General features: G+C 37.2%; 15 protein-coding genes. 1 reads left to right on the plus strand and 14 read right to left on the minus strand.

What is annotated here, in order from left to right; all coding sequences use genetic code 11:
- Positions 1 to 89: 89 nt before the first annotated feature.
- The 9 genes from ilvC to ACFOW1_RS00705 all read right to left on the minus strand — a co-directional run bounded on the left by ilvC (position 90) and on the right by ACFOW1_RS00705 (position 11,225).
- Entirely contained in the window at positions 90 to 1,571 is a 1,482-nt protein-coding gene (gene ilvC / locus ACFOW1_RS00665; RefSeq protein WP_379011505.1) for a ketol-acid reductoisomerase, read from the minus strand.
- A gap of 247 nt (positions 1,572 to 1,818) precedes the next feature.
- Positions 1,819 to 2,460, minus strand: coding sequence for an acetolactate synthase small subunit (gene ilvN, locus ACFOW1_RS00670; RefSeq protein ID WP_379011507.1), 642 nt, complete (start codon positions 2,458 to 2,460; stop codon positions 1,819 to 1,821).
- A gap of 53 nt (positions 2,461 to 2,513) precedes the next feature.
- Complete coding sequence (locus ACFOW1_RS00675) at positions 2,514 to 3,284, minus strand: class I SAM-dependent methyltransferase (RefSeq protein ID WP_379011509.1); 771 nt, start codon at positions 3,282 to 3,284, stop codon at positions 2,514 to 2,516.
- A gap of 109 nt (positions 3,285 to 3,393) precedes the next feature.
- Positions 3,394 to 5,142 (minus strand): biosynthetic-type acetolactate synthase large subunit, encoded by a 1,749-nt coding sequence (gene ilvB / locus ACFOW1_RS00680; RefSeq protein ID WP_379011512.1) that lies wholly within the window; start codon positions 5,140 to 5,142, stop codon positions 3,394 to 3,396.
- A gap of 125 nt (positions 5,143 to 5,267) precedes the next feature.
- The gene (gene ilvD, locus ACFOW1_RS00685; RefSeq protein ID WP_379011513.1) at positions 5,268 to 6,950 is read right to left on the minus strand and encodes a dihydroxy-acid dehydratase; all 1,683 of its coding nucleotides are present in this window, start codon (positions 6,948 to 6,950) and stop codon (positions 5,268 to 5,270) included.
- Positions 6,951 to 7,248: 298 nt separating this feature from the next.
- Complete coding sequence (locus ACFOW1_RS00690; protein WP_379011514.1) at positions 7,249 to 8,157, minus strand: branched-chain amino acid transaminase; 909 nt, start codon at positions 8,155 to 8,157, stop codon at positions 7,249 to 7,251.
- A gap of 198 nt (positions 8,158 to 8,355) precedes the next feature.
- The gene (leuB, locus tag ACFOW1_RS00695; RefSeq protein WP_379011517.1) at positions 8,356 to 9,471 is read right to left on the minus strand and encodes a 3-isopropylmalate dehydrogenase; all 1,116 of its coding nucleotides are present in this window, start codon (positions 9,469 to 9,471) and stop codon (positions 8,356 to 8,358) included.
- Positions 9,472 to 9,485: 14 nt separating this feature from the next.
- Positions 9,486 to 9,944: a DinB family protein gene (locus tag ACFOW1_RS00700; RefSeq protein ID WP_379011518.1), complete on the minus strand. Its 459-nt coding sequence runs from the start codon at positions 9,942 to 9,944 to the stop codon at positions 9,486 to 9,488.
- A gap of 120 nt (positions 9,945 to 10,064) precedes the next feature.
- Entirely contained in the window at positions 10,065 to 11,225 is a 1,161-nt protein-coding gene (locus ACFOW1_RS00705; protein ID WP_379011520.1) for a 2-isopropylmalate synthase, read from the minus strand.
- 182 nt (positions 11,226 to 11,407) lie between these two features.
- Between ACFOW1_RS00705 and ACFOW1_RS00710 the strand changes: the two genes are divergently transcribed.
- A complete protein-coding gene (locus ACFOW1_RS00710; RefSeq protein ID WP_379011522.1) occupies positions 11,408 to 12,967 on the plus strand; it encodes a hypothetical protein in 1,560 nt (519 codons plus the stop codon).
- 410 nt (positions 12,968 to 13,377) lie between these two features.
- Here the strand turns inward: ACFOW1_RS00710 and ACFOW1_RS00715 are convergent, their stop codons facing one another.
- The 5 genes from ACFOW1_RS00715 to ACFOW1_RS00735 all read right to left on the minus strand — a co-directional run bounded on the left by ACFOW1_RS00715 (position 13,378) and on the right by ACFOW1_RS00735 (position 19,502).
- Positions 13,378 to 14,925: a thrombospondin type 3 repeat-containing protein gene (locus tag ACFOW1_RS00715; protein WP_379011523.1), complete on the minus strand. Its 1,548-nt coding sequence runs from the start codon at positions 14,923 to 14,925 to the stop codon at positions 13,378 to 13,380.
- A 118-nt stretch (positions 14,926 to 15,043) separates the two neighbouring features.
- A complete protein-coding gene (locus tag ACFOW1_RS00720; RefSeq protein ID WP_379011525.1) occupies positions 15,044 to 15,655 on the minus strand; it encodes a Crp/Fnr family transcriptional regulator in 612 nt (203 codons plus the stop codon).
- A 79-nt stretch (positions 15,656 to 15,734) separates the two neighbouring features.
- A complete protein-coding gene (locus ACFOW1_RS00725; protein ID WP_379011526.1) occupies positions 15,735 to 15,944 on the minus strand; it encodes a YgaP family membrane protein in 210 nt (69 codons plus the stop codon).
- 23 nt (positions 15,945 to 15,967) lie between these two features.
- Complete coding sequence (locus ACFOW1_RS00730; RefSeq protein WP_379011528.1) at positions 15,968 to 16,276, minus strand: hypothetical protein; 309 nt, start codon at positions 16,274 to 16,276, stop codon at positions 15,968 to 15,970.
- 10 nt (positions 16,277 to 16,286) lie between these two features.
- Entirely contained in the window at positions 16,287 to 19,502 is a 3,216-nt protein-coding gene (locus ACFOW1_RS00735; protein WP_379011530.1) for an efflux RND transporter permease subunit, read from the minus strand.
- Positions 19,503 to 19,530 lie beyond the last annotated feature (28 nt).

A 19,530-nucleotide genomic window follows, 5' to 3' on the forward strand; every position in this document is an offset into this window, starting at 1 on the left:
TCATTTCTCAAGCCCCAGCCCCTTTTAGGGGCTAGAAGAACCCAAGTCATCATTTATATCCAGTTTAATTCCCATTTAGAGAGTAGGGACTAAACCGTTTTAATCGCCTTCATTGCTGTCATTGCGCTGCGCAATACCTCACCTACGGCCTCAATTTGATGAGCGCGTATGGCTTTGTTGACTGCGATAATTTCTTTATTATCTACACCATTGTCCTTACCGTCATTGTAGTTTTTGCCAATTACATCGGTATCAATTTTTTTCATAAAGTCGGCTAACAATGGCTTGCAAGCATGGTCAAACAAATAACAACCATATTCTGCTGTATCAGAAATGACACGGTTCATTTCGAACAATTTTTTACGTGCAATAGTGTTTGCAATCAATGGTGTTTCATGCAACGATTCGTAGTAAGCACTTTCGGCCTTAATACCACTTTGTACCATGGTTTCAAATGCCAACTCAACACCAGAACGTACAAAGGCAACCATCAACAAACCATTATCAAAAAATGCTTGCTCACTAATTTTTACATCAGCGGCAGGTGTTTTTTCAAATGCTGTTTCGCCAGTGGCAGCTCTCCAAGTCAATAAGTTTTTATCATCATTAGCCCAGTCTTCCATCATGGTTTTAGAGAAACGACCGCTCATGATATCGTCTTGGTGTTTTTGGAACAATGGACGCATGATGTCTTTCAACTCTTCGCTTAGTTCAAACGCTTTAATTTTAGCAGGATTGCTTAAACGATCCATCATAGCAGTAATACCGCCTTGTTTTAAAGCTTCTGTAATTACTTCCCAGCCATATTGAATTAATTTAGAAGCATAACCTGCATCAATCCCTTTTTCAATCATTTTATCGAAAGAAAGAATAGAACCAGTCTGCAACAAGCCACATAAAATCGTTTGCTCACCCATCAAATCGCTTTTTACTTCAGCAACAAAAGATGATTTTAACACACCAGCTTTATGGCCACCAGTACCTGCAGCATAAGCTTTTGCTTGTTCCCAACCTTTACCTTCTGGGTCGTTTTCTGGGTGCACTGCAATCAATGTAGGAACACCAAAACCACGAACATATTCAGCTCTAACCTCACTACCTGGGCATTTTGGCGCCACCATAATTACGGTAAGGTCTTTACGAATTTGCATACCTTCTTCCACAATATTAAAACCATGTGAGTAAGATAGGGTAGCACCATGTTTCATCAAAGGCATAATAGCGCTTACCACAGCCGTATGTTGTTTATCTGGCGTTAAGTTTATTACCAAGTCAGCCGTAGGAATTAATTCCTCATAGCTACCTACTGTGAAGCCATTTTCAGTAGCACTTTTCCAAGAAGCTCGTTTTTGTTCAATTGCCTCTTTGCGCAACGTATACGATACATCTAAGCCCGAATCTCGCAAGTTTAAACCTTGGTTTAAACCTTGAGCACCACAGCCTACAATCACTAATTTTTTACCTTTTAATACAGTTACGCCATCGGCAAAATGGCTGTTATCCAAAAACTCGCAAACACCTAATTGGTTTAGTTTCTCTCTTAGTGACAATGTGTTGAAATAATTTGCCATCGTTTTGTTGTTTAGCCCTCTGTTGTTTATTGAGGATGTTTTATGTTAGTATAAAAATTTTTGTGTACCAGCTATTGTATTTCTATTAAGCTTCGTTGCGTCGCACACTTGTACGCTTTGTGCTTTTCTGAACTGGGATTTTGTCTGAACCATGATTTTGAAGGATTTTGTTGATTTTCAGGATTTTTAGCTATTCGTTTAGTAATCATTTTAATCCTTAAAATCATCCCAAATCCTAGTTCAGACATTACATCGTAAACACTTCTTCACCTTGGTTTAAGTATTCATTTTCTACCAATTCTTCTGCAGGTTGGTAGGCTTCAAATTCTTTTAATTTTTCGTGAAAGCCATTACTTGCTTTAATAATAGCAACCCTTGCACTTCGCACAAATTCTATTAAGCCATAAGGCGCTAATGCTTCTATTAAACCTTCGGTTTCTTCACGGTGACCTGTGGTTTCAAAAATGGTATAGTCTTTACGAATTACTACCGCTCTTGCACCAAACTCACGTAGCAAACGCTCTACTTTTACTTTCTCAGTAATAATATCTGTAGGTACTTTGTATAAGGCAAGTTCTTGCCATACAATTTCTTCATTCGTATTAAAATAAGCTTTTAATACCTCTACTTGTTTTTCTATTTGGCGGCACAATTTGCGCACCACATCTTCATATTCACTAATCACAATCGTAAAGCGGTGAATACCTTCGGCTTCAGATGGCGATGTGTTTAAACTTTCGATATTAATTTTTCTCCGAGAAAAAATAATAGCAATCCGGTTTAATAAACCTACTTGGTTTTCTGTGTATACAGTAATGGTAAATTCTTGTTTACCCCCAACCCCTGAAAGGGTGTTTATAGTACTGTAAGTATTTTTAATATCTGCCATTGGTTTAAGTTTTTTAATATTATTGTTAATCACCCATTTAGGGGCAGAGGCATCTACTTAATAGCCACAATGCGTAATCTTTTATAATCAGCATACCACTTGCCATTTCTAAAATGGGTTTGTCTTAATGCTTCTTGTGTGTCTTCTAAAATAAGTTCAACCACTTCATTCGGGATGCCTTTTAGCGCCTCATTACGAAACATTTTAATCCAATCTTTAATACCGTTGTTTGTGTCTTTAAGCTCTGTTTCTCTGCTATAGTGCGCTGCATAAGTCACTTTAAATCCTCTTTTTTCAAGCAAGAATGAATACTCATCTACCGAAGGAAAATAGTTGTTAATAATTGTAGCATTTTGGGCAAAACCATGTTTGGCTAACGCAGCATTAAAGGCAGTTAAGATTTTCTCAACATTTCTTTTGCCGCCCATTTCTATTACTAAGCGCCCTGTGCGTTTCAAATTGCGGTACATACAATCAATGGCTTTTTCTTTCTCAGGAACCCAATGCAATACAGCATTAGAGAAAATGGCATCAAAGCTGTTATCAAAGAAAAAATCTGCCGCATTACGTACTAAAAATTCAATAGGAGGATAACTAGCTTTTGCTTGAGCAATCATTTCTATTGAGCTATCAATGCCTATTGCCGTAGCACCTGCTTTGGCGATGATATTGGTTAAATGACCAGTACCACAACCTAAATCTAGTATGCGTTCGCCTGCTTGCGGCTGTAGCATATCTACCAAATCTTCGCCGTATTTGAAAACAAAATCATGCTTTGTGTCGTAAAGACCCGCATTCCATTTTGTTGTTATTGATGATGTCATTGTTTTGGGCTTTTATAGGCTTTTATTGTTGAAAAATGAACCTGGAAGTACAAGTGTGCGACGCAACAATGTTTAATTGAAAAACGAATGCCGATCACAAAAAAATTTACTACACTTGATCTCTAGATAATACAATTTCTGATACGCCTCTACCTTGTGGTACCATTGGAAAAACATTATCTTCCTTAGCTACCATTACTTCAAGCATGTATGAACCATTGTGCTCAAGCATGGTTTTTAAGGCATTGCGTAAATCGGCACGGTGGCTAATTTTTGCACCTTCTATATCGTAAGCTTTGGCTACCATTACATAGTTAGGACTTTGAATGTCAACGAAAGAGTAGCGCTTATCGTGGAATAATTGCTGCCACTGACGCACCATTCCTAAAAATTGGTTGTTTAAAATCAGCACTTTTACGTTGATGCCCGTTTGCATAATGGTACCAAATTCTTGGATGGTCATTTGAATGCCACCATCACCAATAATAGCAACAACTGTACGTTCTGGCGCACCAAACTTAGCGCCAATAGCTGCTGGCAAACCAAAACCCATCGTACCTGCACCACCCGAAGTAATATTGCTTTTAGATTGGTTGAACTTGGCATAACGGCAAGCAACCATTTGGTGCTGACCAACATCTGTTACAATAATGGCATCACCATTAGTCAATTCGTTTAATATATTTACGACTTCAGCCATGGTCATTTCATCACTTGTAGGATGCATTTCTTTGCTGATGACAACATCAATTTCTTTCTGTTTGTATTCGTTAAACTTAGCTAACCATTCTGTATGTCGTTTGGCTTCAATAAGTTTGGTAAGCATCGGTAATGTTTCTTTACAATCGCCCCAAACAGGTACAGCAGTTTTTACGTTTTTATCTATTTCAGCAGGGTCAATATCTAAATGAATCACTTTCGCTTGCTTGGCATATTTATCTAGGCGACCAGTTACACGGTCATCGAAACGCATACCTACTGCAATTAACACATCGCATTCGTTGGTTAATACGTTAGGGCCATAATTACCATGCATACCAAGCATACCAACATTTAAAGGATGATCTGTAGGTAAAGCACTTAAGCCCAAGACAGTCCATGCAGCAGGCAAACCACCTTTTTCTATAAAGGCTTTAAATTCTTTCTCAGCTTTACCCAAAATAACACCTTGACCAAAAATCACGAAAGGTTTTTTTGCACTGTTAATTAGTTCAGCTGCTCTTTCAATATATTCTTTACGAATAATTGGTTTGGGGCGGTAACTACGAATGTGATGGCAAGGCGTGTAACCAGCATAATCAAACATTTGAAGTTGTGCATTTTTAGTAATGTCTATCAATACAGGGCCTGGTCTACCAGTTCTAGCAATATAAAAAGCTTTGGCTAGTACATGCGGAATTTCATTGGCATCTGTAATTTGATAGTTCCATTTGGTAACAGGTGTCGTAATATTTACCACATCTACCTCTTGAAAAGCATCAGTACCTAACAAATGTGCAAACACTTGACCAGTAACACAAACCAATGGTGTGCTATCAATCATAGCATCCGCAAGGCCTGTAACTAAGTTGGTAGCGCCAGGGCCACTTGTAGCAAATACAACACCTACTTTTCCAGAACTACGTGCATAACCTTGGCCCGCATGAATACCACCTTGTTCGTGACGAACCAGAATGTGTTTCAATTGGTCATGATAGTCGTACAAAGCATCATATATAGGCATAATAGCACCGCCTGGGTAACCAAAAATAGTATCAACCCCTTCGGCTATAAATGCTTCAAGCACGGCTTTAGAACCGCTGATACTTTGTGTAGCTGGTGCTGTTATTATTTGTTCTGTTAGTTCTAATGTTTCCATGATGGAAATTTTATTGTTTAATTATTTTAATGTCACAGTTTGTGAATCAAGCTTTGTTTGTGAAGTCAAGGTTTATTTAATCTTTTTAACTAGCACATTGGCATATTATCACATTATAAAATTACCTAAGCTTCATCCGTTACACAACCTTCACTAGCATCTTTTACGGTTCTTGCATATTTAAATAACACACCTTTTGTAACTTTTAAAGCTGGTTGCTGCCATGCTGCTTTACGTTGTGCTAATTCTTCGTCAGAAACTTTCAATACAATTTTGTTATTCACTGCATCTAGTTCTATAATATCATCGTCTTTTACTAAAGCAATAGTACCGCCATCAAATGCTTCAGGTGTAATGTGACCAACCACAAAGCCATGTGAGCCACCACTAAATCTACCGTCAGTAATTAAAGCCACATCTTTACCCAAACCTGCACCCATAATGGCAGATGTTGGTTTTAACATTTCTGGCATACCTGGTGCACCTTTTGGACCTTCATATCTAATTACTACCACATCGCCTTTTTGTACACGGCCATTTGCAATGCCTGCTACTAAATCTTTCTCACCTTCAAATACTCTAGCAGGCCCTTTAAAACGTTCACCTTCTTTACCGCTAATTTTAGCAACACTACCTTTTTCAGCAAGGTTGCCGTATAAAATTTGTAAATGACCAGTTACTTTTAGCGGCTGTTCAAGTGGGTAAATAATTTTCTGTGATTCAAAATTAATTGGCGCAATATCTGCAAGGTTTTCTGCAATCGTTTTACCAGTTACTGTTAAGCAATCACCGTGCAGCAAACCTTTGTTCAGTAAGTATTTCATAACTGCGGGTACACCGCCATGTTGTGGTAAGTCTTGCCATAAATATTTACCGCTTGGTTTAAAATCAGCCAATACAGGTGTGCTATCGCTAATACGTTGAAAATCGTTCAAAGTAATGTCTACGTTTACACTTTTTGCCATCGCAATCATGTGTAACACAGCATTGGTACTACCGCCAAAAATCATGATGGTTCTAATCGCATTTTCAAATGCTTTTTTAGTCATGATATCTCTTGGCTTAATGTCTTTTTCAAGCAATACTTTTATCGCTCTGCCTGCATCTAAACATTCGTTTCTTTTGGCCTCACTTACTGCAGGGCTAGATGATGAATATGGTAAACTCATGCCCATTGCTTCTATGGCTGAAGCCATGGTATTTGCAGTGTACATACCACCGCAAGCACCAGCACCTGGGCAACTGTGTTTAATCACTTCTTTAAAATCTTCAGGTGTTATATTTCCAGCTAATTTTTTACCCAAAGCCTCAAAAGCTGAAATAATATTCAATTCTTCGCCTTTGTAATGGCCAGCAGCAATGGTACCACCGTATACCATAATTGATGGGCGATTTAAACGCCCCATTGCCATAATAGCCCCAGGCATATTTTTATCACAACCCGGTATCGTAATTAAGCCATCGTAATAAAAACCACCACACATACTTTCAATACTATCAGCAATTAAATCGCGGCTTACTAGGCTATAACGCATACCATCTGTACCATTACTCATACCATCGCTAATGCCAATGGTGTTAAAAATCAAACCCACTAAATCATTTTTCCAAACACCCTCTTTTACCACTTTAGCTAGGTCGTTCAAGTGCATATTACAAGTATTACCGTCGTAGCCCATACTTGCAATACCTACCTGTGCTTTTTTCATATCATCATCTGTTAAGCCAATACCATAAAGCATGGCCTGCGCAGCAGGTTGTGTTTCATCTTGTGTAAGTGTTTTCGAGTATTTATTTAATTCGCCCATTGTATCTGTAATTTTCTTTTGTTATCAGCTTTTGTTTTTCAATTTGGCATCGTTGCGTCGCACACTGCAACGGTTTGATACTTTATTGAACGTCAGTTTTTATTCTAAAAGTCCCCTATTACATCATCAGCTTTCCAGTTATATGTCACTTTGGCTAAAGCCAATCTTTTTGTTTGATTTTAACCCAAGTCTTAAGCCTTGGGTTAGTTATAAAATCCTCTATGGCTTTAGCAAAGTGCTTTCAAAAACAATTAATAATCCGCTTTAATTCGTTCAATCTGCGTTATCAGTGTTCCTATCACTCAACACCCAACAGCTCATTCAATGCCACTTTTTTATTTTCTATAACCAAGTTTTTATATGCTAGTTGAATGTCTCTGCTTATTGTTTCGTTCCAATCTTTTGCAAATGCATTATTGTCGATACTTTCAATACCTATTACTTCAGCAGCAGTGCCACAGAAAAAGGCTGCATCTGCACCATACATTTCAGCAACGGTGCACTTTTTTTCAATCACTTCAATATTTAATTCACCGCATATTTCAAATACCGTAGCTCTTGTAATGCCAGGTAAAATATTGCCTAAACTCGGTGTAAATAATTTGCCGTCTTTTTCATAAAACACATTGGCACCAGGTGCTTCAGCGGCAAAGCCTTCAATGTCTGTTAATAAGGCTTCATCAAAACCCTTTGCTTTTGCTTCTTGGCTTGCCATAATTGAGTTTACGTAATGGCCACCCGCTTTTGCTGTCATTGTGAACCCTTTAGGATTTGGACGTTGAAAAGAAGACGTCATGACGCGCAATAATTTGTCTCCTAAAAAAGGTGCCATTTGCCATGCCTGTATGGTTAAGTACGACTCAGTGTTTAGGTTAAAACTCATATTGGCAGGTGCATACACCAATGGTCTGATGTAAGCATCACCCAAATTATTGTCAGCTAATACTTTGTAAGTTACCTCAATTAATTCTTCAACCGTCCATTTGTAAGGCATATTCAAGGCTTCGGCAGAAGCTTGTAGACGTTGAAAATGTTCAACTGGCTTAAATATTTTGGTACTACCATCCACTGTTTTGTAAGACCGAATGCCTTCAAAAACAGAATACCCATAGTGTAAAGATTGGCTATACAAATCAATTTTTGCATCTGCTGCTTTTACAAATGCACCGTTGTGATATATGATGGTATTTTCGTTATAGTAACTCATATTTTTTGATGTTTTTAATGTTCCCAGAACTGCTATTTTTTTCTTTAATCATTGTTCAGACGATGCTGATTCAAAGTTTCAATTGCTCCAGTGTGCGACGCAACAACAGCTACATTGATATTCTTCTGCTAGTTTCATAAAATGTACTTCACAATCCATTTGTTAATCGGAATAATGCTATAACATCTTCGTTCAGACTTATATCACTGTTGACTTACGCAACAAAATATTTTCTTGATTGACTTCACCTACAATTTTATTACCAACATAATCAGCTATTAATTCGCCCAAGGTTGAAGTAAAATAAAAGTTGATTGGGTCAATATCTTTAGTTACAAATTTGTTATCAAGCGTCCATGAAACAGCTGCACGAACTTTATTGGCTTCTTTGTGCAAACCGAAATAATCGAGCATCATGGCGGCCGATAAAATACAACCAATTGGGTTAGCGATGTCTTTACCTGCAGCTTGTGGGTAGGAACCATGAATAGGCTCAAACAAGGCCGTGATATTACCTACTGAAGCCGAAGGCGCTAAACCTAGTGAACCATTTAGTACACTTGCTTCATCGCTGATGATATCGCCAAACATATTTTCTGTTAATATCACATCAAACTGTTTTGGGTTTAGAATCATTTGCATGGCCGCATTATCTACAAACATATAATCAACAGTAACATCAGTGTATTGTATGGCTAAACCTTGCACCACTTTACGCCACAACCGTGATGTTTCTAACACATTGGCTTTATCTATTAAGGTTAACTTTTTACGACGAATTTGTGCTGCTTTAAATGCCAAATGCGCTATGCGTTCTATTTCTTCTACGCTATAAGTACAAGTATCTGTAGCCGAATTGCCATCAGCACTTGTTTCTTTTTTACCAAAATAAATACCACCTGTTAACTCCCGATAAATTACCAAATCCACATCTTCTAAATGCTTGGGATTGAGTGGTGATAAGTGTTGTAGCGATGGATAGATAGTTGTAGGACGAATATTGCCATACAGTTGTAACACTTTTCTAATCTTCAATAAGCCTTGTTCTGGACGTACTTTAGCATTAGGATCATTATCGTATTTTGGATCACCAATAGCACCAAACAAAATAGCATCGCTTTCTAGGCACACTTCTATTGTTTCATCAGGTAATGGGTTGCCTGTTTTGTCTATCGCATCGGCACCCATCAAACAAAATTTATAATTAAAATCGTGACCATAATATTCGGCCACTGCGTTTAATACTTTTATGGATTGTTGGGTCACTTCCGGACCAATACCATCACCTAATATAACTGCAATATTTTTTTTCATGTTTGTAAATGACATTAAAGCACCAATTTTTTTATTGCCATTGAATAACCTAAATGCATACCATGATGCTGTATTACATACATAATTGCGGTTTCAACATCGTTGATTTCAAAACCAGTACTTGTGGTGAATGGCTTAAACTGCGCAAAATAACCGCTCGCATAGTCTTCTTTTAGCTTCGCAATACTTTCTGCTGCATAGGTTTGATAAATTGCATAGGTTGTTTCATCAACAAAGCCTTCTGGCTTTGTACCTACTTTGTAAGTGTGTACAAACGTATCGTCAACTCGAAGTGACAAGCCTGAACGACCATAACATAACATTTGTAATGCCGAAACAATATGTGCATAATTCCAAATTAGGTTGTTTTTAAAACCTTCAGGAATATTGTTTAATTGTTCAATACTTAAACCTTGGTGTATTTTAAGATAGCTATGTTGTGCTTGTTCGATAATGTTTAATGCTTGAGTCATAATTTATGTTGATAAAAAGATTAAGCGAAAGGGTATGTAATGTAACTATGTTTAACAATAAGACGGCTGCTAGTTGTATAAATATGATATAATGCAAAATCTGTGTGCCTTACACCAATGTTACACTTCCACAGTGACTTTACTTTCAGCCATTTTATGTAAATCTTCATCTAAAACTTCTTTTTTGCTATCGGCTATTTGCAAAAATTGCTCGTACAAAGTATCTACATCGTTACGGGTAAATTGATAGCCTAACTTGTGAAAACGAAACGCTAAAGCACTGCGACCGCTGCGAGCGGTTAATACAATCTTTGAAGTATCTGCACCAACTTCTGCTGGGTTCATAATCTCGTAAGTAGTGGCTTCTTTTAAGAAACCATCTTGGTGAATACCGCTTGAATGTGAGAAGGCATTGGCACCAACAATGGCTTTATTCGGCTGCACTTGCATACGCATCGTTTCGCTTACCAAACGGCTAAGGGGGTGTAGTTTTTTGCTAACTACATTGGTGTTTAAACCCAATTGGTGTTGTTTCAAAATCATTACCACTTCCTCTAAAGCCGTGTTGCCAGCACGTTCGCCAAGGCCATTGATAGTACACTCAATTTGACGCGCACCAGCGATGACACCTGCAATAGAATTGGCAGTAGCCAAACCTAAATCGTTGTGGCAGTGACAGCTTAAAATCGCTTTGTCAATATTTGGCACATTGTTTCTAAGATATGAAATAATTGCTGCATACTGATGTGGTAAACAATAACCCGTAGTATCAGGAATATTGACAACCGTTGCGCCAGCAGTAATCACTGTTTCTACTAATTTGGCAAGAAAAGCAATATCGGCACGGCCTGCATCTTCAGCGTAAAACTCTACATCGTCTACATAGTTTTTACTCCAAATAACCGCTTGTTTGGCACGGGCTAAAATATCTTCTCTGCTAGTGTTGAACTTGTGTTTGATGTGAATATCAGATGCACCAATACCTGTGTGAATACGAGGTCTTTTAGCATATTTTAATGCTTCTGCAGCTACCTCAATGTCTTTTTGTACAGCACGGGTAAGCCCACAAATAGAAGCGTTTTTAACTATTTTAGAAATCTCATTCACACTTTCAAAATCGCCGGGAGAAGACATCGGAAAACCTGCTTCAATGATATCTACACCTAATTCTTCAAGGGCTAATGCCAACGCAATTTTCTCTTTCGTGTTTAACTTACAGCCTGGCACTTGTTCGCCATCGCGTAGGGTAGTATCAAAAATGTATACATGTTCTTGTGACATGGAACGATAATTTTTTTAGTAAAAAAACTTTATCTATTGAAGTTTTACAAGCAATAGCATACGAACTTACCTTGCAATACTTTATAAAATCTGCCAAACTTGGTTCTATTTTACAGGGTATAAATAATGGTAATTCTTGCGAAAGTGAATACTGGTAAGGATTTTAGCTAAATTTAATTACGATGCCTAACAGAAGTACAGACAACTTATTTCAACTTGTAAAGTCGCTTGAAAAGGGCGAAAAGCGTAATTTTAAGCTATATGTACAACGCAATTCGGCTGATGATAATTTGAAAATTATTCAACTATTTGATGCTTTAGATAAGCTTGCCGATTACGACGAAACGGCTCTTCTGAAAAAAATACCTGCAATTTCTAAACAACAATTATCTAACGCCAAAGCGCATTTGTATAAGCAAATATTGAGCAGCTTACGCTTATTAAAAGATGATGACAACATTGATATTCAGTTGCATGAGCAAATGGATTTTGCCAAAATACTTTATAATAAAGGCTTGTATTTTCAAAGTTTAAAGGTTTTAGACAAAATAAAAGAGATTGCGAAGCAACACAACCAAATTACGTTTCAGTTGCAGGCTGTGATTTTTGAGAAGAAAATTGAAGCACTTCACATTACCCGAAGCATCGGTAATAGGGCAGAGGCTTTAAGTGCCGAAAGCGATACCATTAACCAACATTTAAGCTTAATAGGTAAATTATCTAATCTAGCCTTGCAGATGTATGGTTGGTATATCCAACATGGCCATGCACGCGATAAAAAAGATGTTCATGCTATTCAATCTTTTTTTGAAACCAATTTACCAGTTTATCGCATAGAAGAAATGGGCTTTTATGAGAAATTGTATTTGTACCAAGCTTATTGTTGGTATGGTTTTATTCTACAAGATTTATTAATGTATTACCGCTACACCAAAAAATGGGTAGAGTTGTTTGAAGAAGTTCCCTTTATGCAAACGATAGAAGCAGGCCAATATATACGGGGTATGCACAATTTATTAAGTGCACATTTTAACCTTAATAATATTGATAAATTTGAGATAGATCTGCAACGTTTTGAGCAATTTGCACAATCTGATGCGGCTAAAAATACACATAATGCAGCCATACAAACCTTTGTGTATTTGCATATTAGCAAAATAAATAAGCACTTTCTTGAAGGTACTTTTACAGAAGGCCTAGCACTAGTACCGTATATCAACGAACAACTAAAAGCCTATGAATTGCATTTGGATAAGCACAGAGTATTGGTGTTTTACTACAAAATAGCTTGCTTATATTTTGGTAGTGGTGATAATGAAAAAGCCATCGAATACTTAAATAAAATCATCCATTGGAAAGTTAATCTAAGAACGGATTTACAGTGCTATGCACGTTTGCTGCACCTAATAGCGCATTATGAACTAGGTAATGATGCCTTACTTGAATATTTAATTAAATCAGTCTATCGATTCATGGCTAAAATGAATAATTTGAGCATCGTTGAAGAAGAAGTATTTAAGTTCATTCGTAAATCTTTCTCTTTATCTCCCAAAAAACTGATACCTGCTTTTGTTACCCTAAAAGAAAAATTAAAAAAGCTAGAAGGTAATCCTTTAGAAAGCAGGAGTTTTATGTATTTAGATATTATTGGTTGGCTAGAGAGTAAAATAAACAATGTACCTGTTCAAGAAATACGTAGACAGAAGTTTTTGGAAGGCAGAAGAAAAGGTGGACACCAGTAAATAATGGTTTATCGATAGTTTACTGCTAATTTAAATCAAGTCAAATGATAGGCTATTTTTTACCTGACAAACTATTTAGTAAATATTTATAACATGTGTTAAAAAATATATGTGATAACATACTTGCATCTATCCTTGTATTAATTATTTGGCATTAGCGCTGTTATCTATTTCAAAATAGGAAATACACTAAGCAAATAAATATTAACATGAAAATTAATTACGAAAAATGTATTTCTGATAAGACAAATATTGCAAAATATGCCACCTTTATTATATGCATTCTCTGCAAAATCACATAAGTCATTTCATACACTCCTCATACACTATCCATACTTCGGGTATACTTCGGGTATAGCTCGGAATTAAGGATGTTTCCTTTTAAATAGCTATGCCTGTATAAGACTTTATCATTTTAAAAACAATTGTATCTCTACGCGTCTATTTTCAGCGCGGCCTTCTACAGTGGCGTTGCTAGCTACGGGTCTAGTTTCGCCAAAGCCGCGGGTTTCAAAGCGGTAAGCATCTACACCTTTGCTCACAAAATAGTTTTTTACCGAGATCACCCTTGCATCAGATAGTTGAAAATTATTGGCATCGCTACCTATGGCATCAGTATGACCTGCAAGACGCACATGGTAATCTTTATATTCTTGCAGAATGGTTACAATATCGTTTAGAACGGCATAGGATAGTGGTTTAATGGTGGCTTTACCTGTTTCAAAATAAATACCATGGGTGGCAAAGTCTAGGCGTTTCTTGCTTTCTTCACGGACTTCAGGACACCCGAAGTTACTGCTACTGCCATAAGTATAAGGGCATTTGTCTATACTATTAGGTACGCCGTCACCATCATTATCGCCATTATCGGCCGCTGGGCAGCCATAATAGTTCACTGCTTGACCTCTGGGCGTTCTAGGACACATATCTCTACTATTAGGTACACCGTCACCGTCATCGTCGCCATCTACAGGCGGCGCAGTGGTAGTTGTGCTATAATCATTTGTATACACTTTTTCAGGACAGCCTTTTTCGTCAACTTTTGTACCCGGTGGTGTATTAGGGCATTCGTCGTAACGGTTTTTTACACCATCGCCATCATCGTCATTACTTCTTACTACCGGAGGCGTTACGGGGCAGCCTCTATCGTTTACAGGCGTACCTCTTGGTGTATTAGGGCATTCATCGTAGCGGTTTCTTACGCCATCGCTATCATCGTCATTACTCTTTAGTCCTACAGGGCAGCCCCAAAAATCTACTTTCGTGCCAGCAGGTGTTTCTGGACAATTGTCTCTACTATCTTTTACGCCATCGCCATCGCTATCTTTTTTCTCATGTTGTTTTAAGGTAAATATTAAGCCAAGGCTGTGTTGTAAATACATGCCTCTATTGCCCTGTGTAACGCCATCCCAACCATCGTATACTGGTTGGTGAAAAGTAGCGGCATATTCTAGGTAAAACTTTTCGCTAAATCGAATAACCGCGCCTGCTCCTCCTGCAAAGTCTGTTCTAAATTCATTAACTGCAAAAGGCGCTTGAAACGTGCCAGAATTAATAGAGCTGATATAGGTGCCGCCAGCACCAAGCGTTAAAAAAGGCGCAAAAAAGGCTTTCTCGCTTAACAAATACCCATTATTAAATTTGTATTTCAATTTTAAATTAAGGGTAAAAAAATCAGCATCTACACCAAGGGTTTTATCTGGGGTTTTGTACTGTACCTTATCGTAAAAAGCTGATTCAACCAAATTGAAAGAAGCGTTAAGCCGCTGCTGTAATGATATGCCAGCACCTGGTGCAAAAAATTTAAATTGATAGAGATCGCCAAAATTGTTGTTGTTAAGTCCGCCTACATATTCAGTGGTACTTACATGTAAACCCAAAGCATTGCCTTGTCCAAAACAGATTGTAGAAATACAAATGCAAATGCTAAAACAGAATAGGCGAATATTTAATGTCATAACCTCTTGTTTGTTGATGATATGAGCGATAGTTGGTAACGATCACAATACCTAACGTTTTTAATAAGAAGTTAGTGTGTGGGCTAGTCTTGCTGCCCCATAAATATCATAAAAATGGCTAAAAGCTATTAAGTAGCTTAATCTCATTCCGGTACAAGAGTAGTTTGCCTTCATTTTCCAGTTGTTTTAGCAAGCGAGAGACGACAACTCTTGAAGTTGCTAACTCATCTGCAATTAGATAGTGTGAGGCTTTGATAACACGAGAACCTGTAAGACGTTGCTTTTCTTTCAAGTAAGCTATTAAACGTTCGTCTAATTTGTGAAATGCAATACTTTCTATAGATCTTAATAATTCCAAAAAGCGATCGTTAAAGCTACGCATGATATAATTTTTCCAACTAGGGTATTTGCACAACCATTCATCTAGTTTAATATGAGGAATGGCAATGAGTTCTACATCGTCTTCTGCAATAGCTTTTACCTCGCTCTTTTTGGCTTCTACACAGCAGCTATAAGCCATAGAGCAACTTTCGTTGCTAGATAAATAATAGAGTAGGAGTTCTTTACCCGAATCGTCCATGCGTAACACTTTTACAGTTCCTTTTACTACTAAAGGCATCATAAGAATGTATTTGCCATAATCCATAATAATATCGCCTTCTTTAAACGTACGCAATTCGCCAAATGTTTCTATTTCTTGTAGTAATGCAGGTTCAAAAGTTTCATTCATACGTGCAAATAGTTTTAACGCCTAATTTATTTATTAGGCGTTAAAATTACTTAATAAAATTGAGTATTGTAGTTTAATGCTAGCAGCATCCTTTTTTGGTAACATTGCTTTCAACACCAGCAGCATCTAATATTTTTTCTAATGGGCAAAATTTGGAAAAAGAAGATTGTAATAAATTAACACCTACAAACACGCCTAGACAAAGCCAATTAACGTTTATAAAATAGGTTAAAACAATACTAGTTAATACAAATGTGCCAGCAACAGCACGAATAATTCTTTCTCTCATGGGTTAATTTTTTATTTTTTAGATTAATAACTTGCTGCATCTACGGGTACAATAAAAGCTCTTATAGGAAAATCAGTGTCATTTTCTGCATTATACTGCTTAATGGCAATTAAGCCTGCTGCTGCATTTTCTTGGGTAGTAAAACTGAAGATGAACATAGAATCAAATTTTTCGTCTCCAGCGGCAAACCAAGCAGCAGCCAAATCTACAGCTTGGTTATTTTTAAAACCCGTTACATCGGTGGCACTAAAAGCTTGAATATGAGATTGTTTAAGCAAGTTGCTTGCAGCATTGAAGCTTTCTTTTAAACAAGTGATGATTAATAGTTTCATAATCTTGATTTTATTTTTTGTTGTCAGGATATTGTTTACGCATCATTTTGTAGTATAATAATGGCACTACCAACAAGGTTAAAAAGGTTGATGTAATAGTTCCGCCCATTAATGAAATTGCGAGACCTTGGAAAATAGGGTCGAATAAAATAATGATAGCACCTAAAGCCACTGCGCCAGCGGTTAATAAAATAGGTGTGGTACGCACAGCACCTGCTTCAATAATAGCTTGCTTTAAAGGTACACCTTCACGTAAACGGATATTAATAAAGTCAATCAGCAATACTGAGTTACGCACCATTACACCTGCAAGGGCAATAAAACCAATCATAGATGTAGCTGTAAAATATGCACCCATTAACCAATGACCTAACACAATACCAACTAATGATAATGGTATAGCCGCAAGCATCACTAAGGGTACTGTAAAGTTTTGAAACCAACCTACAATCAATATGTAAATCATAATAATTACCACAGCGAAAGCAATACCTAAATCTCTAAAAACCTCGTACGTAATTTGCCATTCACCATCCCATTTTAAAGTATAATTATCTTCTAATGCTGGTTGGTGCGTATATTCTTCCTTTAGTGTAAAACCTTTAGGTACTTGGATGTTTTTTAAGCTGTCGGAAATATTAGCAATTGCATAGGAAGGACTTTCTAGATTACCAGCCATATCGGCTAATACATAAACTACTTCTTTTTGGTTTTTACGATAAATGCTTTTTTGTTTAATTTGCTTATTTACACTTACTATATCTCGTATTGGTACACTGTTACCTTGCGCGCCAGTAATTTTCAGGTCTAATATATCGTCAATATTAGTCTTATCTGCATCGCTTAACTGCAGCTTTATACCTGCTTGATTGTAAGCTGTTGGTTGATATACATAGCCAACCGTCATTCCAGATAAAGCAACGTTAATAGTGGCAGTAACCTGTGTTGCAGCGACACCATAGCGCATGGCTTTTTCTTTATCTACGGAAATATGGTATTCAGGTTGATTATCTTCAACCATCCAATCTGCATCTACCACATCTTTAGTATTATTAAACATCATCTTCACTTGATTAGCGATCTTTATTTGCGCATTATAATCAGGACCATACACTTCTGCCACTAAGGTTGATAGTACAGGTGGCCCTGGCGGCACTTCTACAATTTTTACATTGGCATTGTACCTTTTAGCAATGGCCTGTATTGGCCCACGCATTTGTTTTGCAATACCATGACTTTGAATACTTCTGTCTTTTTTATCAACCAAATTCACCTGAATATCTGCGACGTTTTCGCCCTTTCTTAAATCGTAGTGACGTACCAAGCCATTAAAACTAATCGGAGCAGATGTGCCAATATAAGCTTGATAATTGACCACCATTGGTTGCATAGCAACATACTCAGCAATGTCTTTAGCAACTGCTTGTGTTTTTTCTAAAGTTGTGCCTTCAGGCATATCAATCACCACCTGAAACTCATTCTTGTTATCAAAAGGTAACATTTTTACAGCTACGGCTTTGGTATAAAACATAGATAATGAACCCAATAAAATAACTATAATGCTTAATATAAAGGTCCAGCGTTTCCAGCGAGTTTCTAACATGGGTTTTATTGCGCTACTGTATATTTTATAAATACCAGATGTCTCCAAGGAAAGTGGTTTACTTGATTCATGGTGGATTCCTTTTTTTTCTTTTTCACGTAAAAAGATATAGCCTAGATAAGGTGTTAACGTTAAGGCTACAATTAATGACAGCATCATTGCAATGGAAGCACCAATAGGCATTGGACTCATATAAGGTCCCATCATGCCAGATACAAATGCCATTGGTAAAACCGCTGCTACTACTGTGAATGTAGCCAAGATAGTTGGGTTGCCTACCTCGTTAATGGCATAGATAGCAGCTTGCAATGGCGGCATCTTTTTCATTTTAAAATGCCTGTGCATGTTCTCTGCAATAATGATGGAATCATCTACCACAATACCAGTAATAAATACCAGTGCAAATAAGGTAATACGATTGAGTGTATAATGCATCATGTAGTAACTAAACAGTGTCAATGCAAATGTTACTGGTACCGATAAAAATACCACCAAACCGCCACGCCAGCCCATAGCTAGCATTACAAACAACGTAACAACTACTATAGAAATAAATAGGTGAAACAATAGTTCAGATACTTTATCCGATGCGGTTTCGCCATAATTTCTTGTAACCGTTAGATGTATATCATTTGGTAGTAACTGAGATTTTAAATGCTCCACTTTTGACAAAATCTGTTCAGATAATTTCATTGCATCTGCACCTTTCTTTTTACCAATAGATAAGGTCACCGCTGCGTAGCTAGACTTGTATGCATTCGCTTTTGCTGTGTCTGCTTTACCATAACCAAACAATACATATTGGTTTGCCGTTTCTGGTGCTTCTTCTACTTTGGCTACTTGTTTCAGGTACACTGGTTGCTGCTGATTGGTTCCAACAACTAAATTAGCTATGTCATCTGCTGTGGTTAAAAAGTTGCCTGTTTCTACTGAAAATGCGGTATCTTTTTGTAATAAATTTCCACCTTGCATTTGCACATTAGCCCCTTGTATTTGTTTACTGATAGACAAAAAGTCAACATGGTTTTCTCCCATCTTGTTCTTATCTAACATTATCTTTACTTCTTTACTTCTGCCACCTAAAATGTTAATGTCAGATACATCGTTTATCTTCTTTACCTCATTGGTTAATTCTTGCCCAATTTGTTTCAACTGATAGTCATCGTATTTCTCGCTCCACAGTGTTAGACCCAATACTGGCACATCATCTATTGCTCTAGTTTTAATTAATGGCAGTGTAACCCCTTGCGGCATTTTATCCATATTCTTCATCAATTCACTGTACAATTTTACCAGAGAACGTTCTACATCTTCACCCACGTAAAACTGCACTATCAGCATTGCCTGACCTTTCATTGAGGTTGAATACACATACTCAACACCCTTTACATTTGAAATTATTTTTTCTAATGGTGCTGCCACTTTGGTTTCTACGTCTTTTGGTTCAGCACCAGGATAGCCGATAAAAATATCTGCCATTGGTACTTGAATTTGTGGCTCTTCTTCCCTTGGTATCAAGTAGGTACTGTATGCACCTATCAGCAAGAATGCACCCATTAACAGTATTGTTAATTTCGACTGCAAAAATGCCTTTGCTATATTGCCTGAAAATCCTTTTTCCATAATGTTGTATTAATAGCCTTCCACCCCC

Origin of the sequence: Parasediminibacterium paludis, assembly GCF_042651445.1 — a bacterium.
Taxonomy (GTDB): Bacteria; Bacteroidota; Bacteroidia; order Chitinophagales; family Chitinophagaceae; genus Parasediminibacterium; species Parasediminibacterium paludis.